Genomic DNA, 10,402 nt, shown 5'->3' with positions numbered 1-10,402 from the left:
CCCGCATGCGGGGGTTCACCCTGATCAGGGTGACGCGAGCGACCTTCCCCTGCACGCACACCGTCTCTCCGGCGCGCAACTCCCCGATCCGCTTGAACTCCCGCCGGTCCTCGAGGCGGCGGGGGAGGTAGAGGAGAAGATCTTCGATCGTCTTGATCCCAAGCCGTTCCAACGTCTTCGCCCGCTTTGTCCCTACCCCGACTGCGTCGGCGACAGGGCGGAGGAGAGCGTCCGGAGAGGGAGTGGGCGGGGGCCCGCCCCGTAGGTAAGAGAGGAGCTGCTCCACCGTCCGCACGCGTGCAAAGTGGGGAGCGGATCGGTAACCGGCGACAATCGGGTGCGCCGCTTCTGGAAGGTTGCGGCGGACGAACTCTTCCAGCCCGCCGATCACCGCGTCGTCCCGGTAACCACGCCTCTGCTCCAGCGCGAGGACCTTCTCCACCGTCGCCCGCAGCTCCGCGTCGATTTGTTGGGTCATGTCCTCTACTTTATAATCAAGGGCTATGGCGGACAAGGAGATTTCCACACAGATTGTCACCTACGGCGATCCGGTCCTGCGCCGGAGGGCGGCTGAGGTGGCGAATATCGACTCGCGGATCAAGCGGATCGCCACGGCGATGGCAGAGGCGATGATGCGCGCGAATGGGGTCGGGCTCGCAGCGCCGCAGATCGGTATATCGGAGCGGATCATCGCCCTTGATATCGACGGTGAGTTTCATGTCCTGATCAACCCGGAGATCGTCGAGCTCGCGGAGGAAGAGGAGGAGGCGACCGAGGGCTGCCTGAGCGTTCCCGGGATCGACGCTCCGGTCAGCCGGAGGACCCATGCCGTGGTGCGCGGCTACACCCTGGACGAGCAGGAGATCACCCTCGAGGGCGAGGGGCTGATGGCGCGGGCGATCCAGCACGAGATCGACCACTTGAACGGGGTTCTGTTCATCGATCACCTCACCCCGGCCAAGCGGCGGTTCCTGCTCAAGGAGTACGCCCGCCTCCAGCGGGAGAAGGTTCGGTGAGGATCGTCTTTCTCGGGACGGCCGACTTCGCCATCCCCGCCCTCATCTCGCTCGCTCGTACCCATGAAATCTCCCTTGTCGTCACCCAGCCCGACCGCCCGGTGGGAAGACACGCTGTCCTCACCCCGCCGCCGGTAAAGCGGGTGGGGGAGGAGCTCGGGCTCCCGGTCTTCCAGCCTCCGCGGGTGAACGCGGTGGACGCGCTCAACCGGATCAGGGCCGCCAAGCCGGACGCGATCGTGGTTGCCGCCTATGGCCAGCTCCTGAAGCCCGAGCTCATTGGAATCCCTCCCCTCGGCACGGTCAACATTCACGCCTCGCTCCTTCCCCGCTATCGCGGTGCCGCCCCGATCAACTGGGCGATCATCCGGGGAGAGCACGAGACCGGGATCACCACCTTCCTGATCGATGCCGGGATGGATACCGGCCCGATCCTGTTGCAGCAACGGACCGAGATCGGGCCGGACGAGACCGCGGGCGAGCTCCACTCCCGCCTCGGCCTGATCGGGGCCGAGGTGATTCTGGAGACCTTGGCCGGGTTGGAGGACGGAAGCCTCACTCCCATCCCTCAGGACGACTCTCAGGCCACGTATGCCCCCTGCCTCTCCCGGGACGATGGGGCGATCGACTGGTCCCGGCCCGCGCAGGAGGTCCACAACCTGATCCGGGGGACGAACCCCTGGCCCGGGGCGTTCACCCACCGCGACGGGCAGCGGGTTAAAGTCCACCGCAGCCGCCTCACCGGACTCGGGAGCGGAGGGCATGCGCCGGGCGAGGTCGTTCTGCGCAAGACAGGACGCCTCCTTGTTGCGACCGGGGACGAGCTCCTCGAGCTTCTCGAAGTGCAACGGGAGGGGCGACCGAAGGTATCCGGGCGTGAGTTTCTGAACGGCTTGCGCGGTCCGGCGCGGTTCAACTAGCCGCTGGCTCATCCACCTCCTGATCCACCACTCATACAGCATCGCTTCATTTCTCATGCGTCTTTTGGGTCGATCGGGGTTGACAAAGCTCCCCTCGTCCGTATAATTAGCAGTCAAGATATGAGACTGCTAATTTGAGGTGATAGGGATGATTCGATTCGATAAATTGACCGAGGGGGCGCAGGAGCTGTTCCACGAGGCGCAGGACCTCCTGACGCGCTACAAGCACAACCAGCTCGACGTGGAGCACATTTTTTATGTGCTGGCGACGAAGGAGGGGATCGGTCGCGACATCCTGCAGGAGATGGGGGTGAACCTGGCCGGACTGGCCAAGGACCTTGATCTCCTGTTGCGTGATAAGCCGACGGTCTCCGGGCCGGTGGGAACCCAGATCTACATCACCCCGCGCCTGGACACGGTGGTGAACGGAGCCCAGATGGAGGCCGAGCGGCTGAAGGACGAGTTCATCGGGGTCGATCACATCCTTCTTTCCATCGCCCGCACCGTCGATCCGACCCTGAAGCGGGTCCTCGACCGTCACGGGATCACCCCGGAGGCGGTGTACGCCGCGCTGCGCAACGTGCGCGGCGAGCAGCGGGTGACCGACCGCACCCCGGAGGACCGCTATCAGGTGCTGAAGAAGTACTCGACCAACCTGACCGAGATGGCAAAAAGGGGCGAGCTCGACCCGGTGATCGGCCGTGAGGACGAGATCCGTCGGGTGGAGCAGATCCTCTCCCGCCGCCGCAAGAACAACCCGGTCCTGATCGGAGAGCCGGGGGTGGGGAAGACCGCGATCGTGGAGGGGCTCGCTCAGAAGATCGTCGCCGGGGACGTCCCGGACAACCTGAAGGATCGGGAGATCATCGCACTCGACATCGCGGCGATGGTCGCCGGGTCCAAGTTCCGCGGTGAGTTCGAGGACCGGCTGAAGGCGGTGATCAAGGAGATCGAGGCCTCGGCCGGAAAGACGATCGTGTTCATCGACGAGATCCACACCATCGTCGGCGCCGGGGCGGCGGAAGGGGCGATCGATGCCTCCAACATGCTCAAGGAACCGCTCGCCCGCGGGAAGCTCCAGCTGATCGGAGCGACGACCCTCGACGAGTACCGCGAGCACATCGAGAAGGACAAGGCGCTCGAGCGCAGGCTCCAGCGCGTGTTCGTCCCCGAGCCGTCGATCGAGGAGACGATCGAGATCCTGAAGGGGCTGCGCGAGCGGCTCGAGCAGCACCACCGGGTGAAGATCACCGACGCCGCGATCGAGGCGGCGGCGAAGCTGTCCGAGCGCTACATCTCCGACCGGTTCCTCCCGGACAAGGCGATCGACCTGATCGACGAGGCGGCGAGCCGGATTCGGGTCGACAAGTCGGGCGACACCGTGACCGAGGGGCACATCGCCGCGGTCGTCTCCCAGTGGACCGGGATTCCGGCAGAGCGGATGCTCGCAGAGGAGCGGGAGCGGTTAGCAAAGATGGAGGAGCTCCTCCACACCCGGGTGATCGACCAGGAGGAGGGAGTCAAGGCGATCGCCGAGGCGGTGCGCCACTCCCGCGCCGGGCTCTCCGACCCGCGCCGCCCGATCGGTACATTCCTGTTCCTCGGACCGACCGGGGTGGGGAAGACCGAGCTCGCCAAGGCGCTCGCCGAGTTCCTGTTCGGAAGCGATTCTGCGCTTCTTAGGATCGACATGTCCGAGTACATGGAGCGCCACGCCGTGGCGCGGCTGATCGGCTCCCCGCCGGGATACGTCGGCTACGAGGAAGGGGGCCAGCTCACCGAGGCGGTCAGGCGGCGGCCGTACCAGGTGATCCTGTTCGACGAGGTGGAGAAGGCGCACCCGCAGGTGATGAACCTGCTCCTGCAACTGCTGGATGAGGGGCGGCTCACCGACGGGCACGGGCGCACGGTCGACTTCCGCCACACGATCATCATCATGACCTCGAACGTGGGAAGCGAGCACTTCACCGAGGGTGCAAGCGAAGAGCAGATTAGGGACAAGATCCACGAGGAGCTGCGCCGCACGTTCCGGCCGGAGTTCCTCAACCGGATCGACGAGATCATCATCTTCCACCAGCTCTCCGAGGAGGCGATCAAGCAGATCGTCGACCTCAAGGTGCGGGCGCTGAACGAACGGCTCACCGAGCAGGGGATCACCCTCACCCTCACCGATGAGGCGAAGAAGGTGATTGCCAAGAAGGGGTACGACCCGCACTACGGCGCGCGGCCGCTCGAGCGGGCGTTGAAGCGCCTGGTGGAGAACCCGCTTGCAATGAAGATCGTAAACGGCGAGATCAAGGAGGGCGACCGCGTCGTGGTCGACGCCGCGGCGATGTCCGACGCGCTCGTGATCCGCAAGCAGAACGGCGAATAAGCAAACAACGCCCCGGCCGGAAAGGCCGGGGCGGACTTTCTTTTGTTTCCCGTAACCGCAGTGACCTACGAGGTGCTCACCGGGGTAACGACTTCTACCCACAGGTGCTTTGGTTCACCGATGATGAGCATCGCATGTTTGCCCGCATCTTGCGCCGGCAGATGCTGAAGCCCAGTACCTCTGCTCGGATCCAGGAACCACCATCCGCCCCCCGACCTCGGCACCGCCACAATCACATGGTTGAACTGACCCGGAGTGGGGGGTAGGCAGAAATCGACGTCCCCGCCGGTATCCGCGTTCAAAAGTACGGGGTAAGCGGCGATCCCTACCGCCTTGAGAAGGGCGATCAACAACGCGGCTTGATCCTTGCAATCCCCTTGGTTGGAGATGAGGGTACTCAGCGCTGAAAATGGATTGAGGTGGGGAGCCGGGAAATACGCAATACGATCCTGCACGAATCGGCAGAGGTGCTCGATCTTCGCCTCATCCGAGGAATCGTGCGCAGTAACCCCGGCTGCCGTGCGGGCAACCAATGGAGTCGGTTGGACTGCATCGGCGAATGCCTTCGCATAAGCAGCGGCTACGGCGTCCCAACTCTTGATGGTGGATACGTAGATCACAGGTGAGACCGCGAATACCGTGGACGTCCCCAACTGGCCATCCGGTACGATATCATGCGCTCGGAACGTGTACGTTATCGTGTCACTCCCGGTCTGAATTTCGGGCCGCAGATCCGTCCGCGCCACCGCCCATCGAAGCAGCATTCCACGCGGGGCCTCTACTTTGTATTGCGATTGCACGACTGGGTTCTCGTCCACCAACAGGTACATCACCTTGGCAAATGCACCTGGCAAGCGTGGGTACTTACCGGTCACCGTCAACTGCCAGTCGATCACCTCTCCGGCTTGCGGCTCAGGCAGATCGAGGAAATAGATCACGATCGGCCGTGCCGCCGCTACCGCCTTTGACTCCGATGACGATCCAGATGCATTGGGGTTCAGCGCGGATAAGTCAAAAAAGTTGATCCCGATCAGATCGTCCTCCCCTAGGTTCGTCACTTTACCATCGGGGGAAATAACGCGGGCGTAGCCGAACTCGACCGCTTGTAACGGAGGGACGCACTGAACACTGGGCGTCCAGGAAGGTTGGCAGCCGTAACGCTCCGCGGCCTCTCTGTCCCACGCTTGTACCAAAACGGTGCGGTGGATCGTATCGCTAACGGTCCCGTTCGGGGAGATCACGATCGTTTCATCATTTGTTAGGTACACCGCCTTAGCGTTGGGATACCGTTGTGCCGCCGCTTGCGCTGCGGCCAGAAGGTCAGAGGCCGGCGCCTGGGCTACAACCGTGAGACAAAGATATCCTACCATCATGGTGACCAGACCGAACATGATCGGCTTTTTCACGCCATTCACCTCCACGATTTATCGCCCTTACCTCAGCCGGCCGGTCGGGCCACGATCATCGCGTTCGCGTCCTCGAGCATCGCATCGATCACCTGCTTGTAGAGAGAGTACTTCTCCGGGCTCACTTCGTTCGTGTTCACTTGAAGGACCCGGATGGCGAGGATCTTGCCGTCGGTGACCGAGTAGTGGGCACTGAAGCTCGCGATTTCGTTCGTCACCTCGGTGTCTTCGGGGAGCTGAACGGTCATTCCAGCGGGAATCGTGATCCAAGTTCGCGTTTCAATCCGTTCCGGAGAGATCATAAGCGGGTAAGTACGGCTGTCCTGGCCCACCTCATCGGAGTAGAGGGATGGGAACGGGATCTGGGCCGGGTAGGGAGCCGGGAAGAGGAACATCCCTCCCGCCTTCTGCACGAAGCGATCCTTCTTGAAGCCCTCGGTAATCGTCACCGCAGTATGGGTATCGTCGAGATCGGAATAGTCAAACTCGGTTAGCTGCGCCCGCGGGATGACCGCGCTCAGGATCTGCCCGAACAGGTCCTTCCGCTCGTCCGGGCGGCGGTCGATGAGGATGCTGCGATACCACAGGTCATCATCCCCTCCGGTTTCGATCTTCGCCGTCGCCTCGAGATCGCCGTCCGGAGAGATGGTGGCATGGGTCTCGCTCTTGACGTAGGTCTTCTCCGGAACGAACGGATCCGTCGTCACGATCAACCCCGGCTGGTCCTCGTGCCCCAGCACGAGAAGGCCGTGATGGGCCTGGTCGTTCTGAGGGAGATAGGAGGATGTGGCGAGATCGTAAGTCGGGTCGAGGAAGAGCCAACCATCCCCCTGACGCACCGCGACAATGACGTGATTGAACATCTGCACCGCGGGAGGAAGATCAAAGTCCACGTCGACGCCGGATCCCACCCGCAGGAGAACGGGATAAGCCTCGAACCCGGCCGTTCGCAGCATCGTGATGAGAAGGGTCGCTTGGTCCTTGCAGTCACCGTACCGGTTGGCAAACGTCTTCGGTGCCGGATGGGGTTGGTACCCACCGAGCCCGAACTCGATCGCCACGTAGCGCACCTTGCGGGCGACGAAGTCGTAGATCGCGCTGATCTTGTCAGACGGGGTCTGAACTCCCGCGGTCAGCTCATTCACCTTGGCCACGATGTCGGAGTCAGTCTGCACCCGATCGGCGGCGAGGTCGTTGTACCAGGCCGCCACTTCATTCCAATCAGCGAAGCTGGTGACAACGGCAAGGGGGGACAGGGCATCGAGATCAGGCATGTATGGCTCATACCCAATCGCCGGGACGTCGTTCCGCAGGAACGTGTAGGTGACAGTATCCGAATCCGTCTGCACCGTAGGTGCAAGGTCGACCCCCTTCACCTGCCAGCGAATTGGAAGCTCTTTCGGAACATGAACCACGTAGCACGAGGTCTGCACCGGGAGGCCCCATGCAAAACACCACATCCCAGAGAAATCTGACTCTTCCTCCTCGGAGTAAGTTTGCGTGTCTTTGATTGTAACCTGATAATCGATAATCGCTCCCGGCTCGAGCGCTGGCATGGAGATCGTGTACAGCTTGATGCTCGAATACATCGGCGCATCCTGTGCCGCAGGCAGGGTCACCTCGTGGATCGCTGACTCGTTGGGGATCACCTCGCGGCCGTCCGGAGTGATCGTACGCGCATAATCGAGGTGGATCTTCTCCGTTTCGCTGTCGTATGGTATCTGCACCTCGCCGTAGTCCTTAATCCCTTCGTGAGTTAGCAGGCATAGACGTTGGTGCACGACATAGGTGCTCGTCCCATGGGGAACAGAGGTGACTATCCCTTCATCCAGCATGCAAACGCCCTCCATCCCGGGATAGTCATCCGTGGTGGGAGCATTCTTCAGGATCGATTCCGCCGGGGCCTGCGCAAGTGAGAGAAGGGAGAGGCCGAGGACGGCGGTGAGGAATAGGGTGATTCCGAGACTCTTGTGCATCACAGCGCCCTCCTTATGCGTCCGTTTCTTTCCATTATACCACCTGACTCTGATCAGAAAAGAGCTTATTAGGGATTTTGTCGATAGGTAATTGCTAAAATAGGTTAAAAGAAGGGGCAGGAGATGGCGTTCGAGCAGGCCGAGTTCTGACTGTTCTCGCTCGATTCGTGTGGTAACATGCTTTGATAGCGTGGATGCAGTTCCCATTCGGAATATACATCGTCCGCACCGCTCCCTCCTCGATTAGCTCCCTCCGGTTCCCAATCGGGGAACCGATCCATTGAATCCGGTCCCGGCGGCGTTGATGATCTACAGGTCAGTTAGCGGGCCACGGGGAGGAAAAACGAAAATTCGCCGCAGGTGACTCGGTTCGGGGTTTGTCCGGATTGCATGAGCTCCGTGACGGATGATATCCGGCGGGGACAGGACCCGCCGCTGTAACGTCGTACCTTATGTACGCCGTCTCCGCCATTTTGTGGCGTCGCAGCTTGTCTGCGACATTCCGATAGCGGTTCCGATGATGGCGGGGACAAGCCCCGCCACTACTGTAACGGCGTACCTTGTGTGCGACGGTGTCTTCCGATACCCATGTGAAACTTCAACATGAGGATCACCCCCTCGCTGCTTTTCCTTGTCGAGTCAGATCGCCGCAGGCATCCTTGTTCGACTGGCAAATGGCGCTAACTTGACGAAGTCATAGTGTACTATTAGACTAGTACACTATGACGCAAGACTGGAAACTGGACATGGATCTTGGGCCGATCTACCGGCAGATCGTGCGCCATGTGCAGCAGGCCATCGCACGCGGTGATCTCAACCCCGGGGATCGACTCCCTTCGGCGCGGGCCTTGGCGCAGCAGTTGCGGGTGAACCCGAACACAATCGTCCATGCCTATTCGCAGCTGGAACGGGAAGGACTGGTGGAGACCAAACGCGGGCTGGGGACGTTCATCCGGAGCGATGTGACGCCGGCCGCGTCCCGGCACGAGCTACTGTCCGCGGCGGCGCGGCGGTACGCACAGGAGGCACGCGCTCTTGGGGTAGGCCGCGCCGAGGCGGTACGGGCAGTGCAGGAGGTGTTCGATGATCGCAGCGATGCGTAATGTGACGAAGCTTTACGGGCGAAACTATGGGGTACGTAATTTGAATCTCACGCTTCCAGCAGGAGAGGTGGTCGGTCTTCTGGGAGTGAACGGAAGTGGAAAGACAACCGTCCTCAAGCTCCTTGCCGGGCTCCTCGTCCCCACCTCCGGTGAGGTGTCTGTGCTCGGGGCCCCGCCCCGGCACAATCGGGCGCGGATCGCATTCCTTGGGGAGACGGACGCCCTATACCGGTGGATGAACCCGCGCGATGCGGAGCGGCTGATGTCCGGACTTTATCCCGACTTTCGCCCGGCGCGTTACCGTGATCTCCTCGACCAATTGCGGGTGCCGGGAGTTAAGGCGGGGGCGATGTCCAAGGGGGAGAGGATGCGGCTGCGGCTCGCGATGTCTCTCGCACGGGATGCACTGCTCTACCTGTTCGACGAGCCACTCGGTGGAATCGATCTCGTGTCGCGAGAGCGGATCATCCGCTCCCTTGTGGCTGAGTGGCGAACGGACGCCGCGGTCATCGTGGCCACGCATGCAGTTGCCGAGTCCGAGGGTCTGTTCGATCGCGTCGTATTCCTCGACCGGGGTGAGCTTGTCCTCGACGCCCGCGCCGAGGACCTGCGCGCACAGGGGAAGAGCGTGCGGGCAACGTTTTTGGAGGTACTGGGATGAACGGTTTCAAGACGCTATTGTGGCGGGAATGGAGAAGCGCATGGGGATGGGCGGTAGGGCTAATCGCCTCACTTGGCGGTTGGACGACGGTCGTGATCTCCATTCAGACCGGTCAGCCGGAGGATCGATTCATCCTGCGAACCCTCGTCCTGGTTGCCGCGGGGATCGTCGGAATGATCATTCTCGCGTTCATGGCCGGCCGCTTGCACCAAGAGATGAAACGCGGAGAGAACCGAGTCCTCATTCTCTCCCCGGTGCGCGGCTGGGTCCATATCGTCACCCGCCTTGCGCTTCCAGTCGGGGTGGGTTGGGCGTACCTGATCGGCTTGGGAATCATCGAATGGTGGGCATTCGGACGACTCGGTGCCCATTTAGGGACAGCCGATGTTCTCCAACTGGCGCTTGCTTATCCGTCGTTTATCGCGATCGTATTCGTCCTCCCCAGTCTGGCGTGGGTCCTCCTCCTCGTCATGTTTGTGAGTGCCTTCCGCCTGTCGCGGTTGGGGTGGCTGGCCGCGGTTGCGATGTTCGTCGGGACGCCGACATCACTCATCTACTCCGGAGTGAACGCGCTCGATCATCACCTTCCAGCCTGGCACTTCACCGCCGGAGTGACGGCCGCAATGCGGGAGTTTGGGATGGAAGGATCAATCCCGGTTCCAAGGATCGTTCACTCCGGCGACATCGTGGGGGCCATTCTGCTCACGATGCTCCTCGTGTTCCTCGCCGGAAGGCTGTGGGAGGAGGTGGAGGGATGAGCGAGATGCTCTGGTGGGAGATGATCATCGGGGTGGGAAAGCTGGTCGGGCTGATCTTGATCGGATATGGAGAGTACCGATTGTGGGCCGGAACGACGAGTCGTACCGCCCGCTGGCTGTGGCCCATGCTCGTTTCGAAGTTAGCCTGGTTCCTTCCCCGGGCCTCCCCATGTACCCATCCCCGACCC

General features: G+C 61.9%; 10 protein-coding genes. 7 read left to right on the top strand and 3 right to left on the bottom strand.

Features of this window, described 5'->3' with window-relative positions:
- Positions 1-478: hypothetical protein (locus tag J7J55_04885; GenBank protein MCD6142033.1), on the bottom strand; the 478-nt coding region annotated here is incomplete at its 3' end.
- A 25-nt stretch (positions 479-503) separates the two neighbouring features.
- Here J7J55_04885 and def point away from each other — a divergent pair.
- The 3 genes from def to J7J55_04870 all read left to right on the top strand — a co-directional run bounded on the left by def (position 504) and on the right by J7J55_04870 (position 4,310).
- Positions 504-1,016 (top strand): peptide deformylase, encoded by a 513-nt coding sequence (def, locus tag J7J55_04880; protein MCD6142032.1) that lies wholly within the window; start codon positions 504-506, stop codon positions 1,014-1,016.
- On the top strand, positions 1,013-1,936 hold the full coding sequence (gene fmt, locus J7J55_04875; protein ID MCD6142031.1) for a methionyl-tRNA formyltransferase: 924 nt from the start codon (positions 1,013-1,015) through the stop codon (positions 1,934-1,936). The genes def and fmt overlap by 4 nt, the downstream gene beginning before the upstream one ends.
- 151 nt (positions 1,937-2,087) lie before the next feature.
- Complete coding sequence (locus J7J55_04870; GenBank protein ID MCD6142030.1) at positions 2,088-4,310, top strand: AAA family ATPase; 2,223 nt, start codon at positions 2,088-2,090, stop codon at positions 4,308-4,310.
- A 65-nt stretch (positions 4,311-4,375) separates the two neighbouring features.
- On the opposite strand, the gene J7J55_04865 is transcribed toward J7J55_04870, so the two are convergent.
- Positions 4,376-5,716 (bottom strand): DUF3857 domain-containing protein, encoded by a 1,341-nt coding sequence (locus J7J55_04865; GenBank protein ID MCD6142029.1) that lies wholly within the window; start codon positions 5,714-5,716, stop codon positions 4,376-4,378.
- A gap of 32 nt (positions 5,717-5,748) precedes the next feature.
- Complete coding sequence (locus J7J55_04860) at positions 5,749-7,692, bottom strand: DUF3857 domain-containing protein (protein ID MCD6142028.1); 1,944 nt, start codon at positions 7,690-7,692, stop codon at positions 5,749-5,751.
- A 746-nt stretch (positions 7,693-8,438) separates the two neighbouring features.
- On the opposite strand from J7J55_04860, the gene J7J55_04855 reads away from it, so the two are divergent.
- The 4 genes from J7J55_04855 to J7J55_04840 all read left to right on the top strand — a co-directional run.
- Complete coding sequence (locus J7J55_04855) at positions 8,439-8,795, top strand: GntR family transcriptional regulator (GenBank protein MCD6142027.1); 357 nt, start codon at positions 8,439-8,441, stop codon at positions 8,793-8,795.
- Positions 8,776-9,456, top strand: a complete 681-nt coding sequence (locus J7J55_04850; protein ID MCD6142026.1) for an ABC transporter ATP-binding protein — start codon at positions 8,776-8,778, stop codon at positions 9,454-9,456. Before J7J55_04855 ends, J7J55_04850 begins: the two co-directional genes overlap by 20 nt.
- The gene (locus J7J55_04845; protein MCD6142025.1) at positions 9,453-10,214 is read left to right on the top strand and encodes a hypothetical protein; all 762 of its coding nucleotides are present in this window, start codon (positions 9,453-9,455) and stop codon (positions 10,212-10,214) included. Before J7J55_04850 ends, J7J55_04845 begins: the two co-directional genes overlap by 4 nt.
- Positions 10,211-10,402, top strand: a 192-nt coding sequence (locus J7J55_04840) for a hypothetical protein (GenBank protein MCD6142024.1), incomplete at its 3' end; no start/stop codon positions are given. The genes J7J55_04845 and J7J55_04840, both read left to right, overlap by 4 nt.

It is taken from the genome of Candidatus Bipolaricaulota bacterium (assembly GCA_021159055.1).
Lineage (GTDB): Bacteria > Bipolaricaulota > Bipolaricaulia > UBA7950 > UBA9294 > S016-54.
This window is presented reverse-complemented; position numbering and strand designations above follow the sequence as displayed.

Excerpts from the sequence above, each read along its gene's own strand:
- def (MCD6142032.1), top strand. The coding sequence starts at position 504 with ATGGCGGACAAGGAGATTTCCACACAGATTGTCACCTACGGCGATCCG.
- J7J55_04860 (MCD6142028.1), bottom strand. The coding sequence starts at position 7,692 with ATGCACAAGAGTCTCGGAATCACCCTATTCCTCACCGCCGTCCTCGGC.
- J7J55_04855 (MCD6142027.1), top strand. The coding sequence starts at position 8,439 with ATGGATCTTGGGCCGATCTACCGGCAGATCGTGCGCCATGTGCAGCAG.
- J7J55_04850 (MCD6142026.1), top strand. The coding sequence starts at position 8,776 with ATGATCGCAGCGATGCGTAATGTGACGAAGCTTTACGGGCGAAACTAT.
- J7J55_04845 (MCD6142025.1), top strand. The coding sequence starts at position 9,453 with ATGAACGGTTTCAAGACGCTATTGTGGCGGGAATGGAGAAGCGCATGG.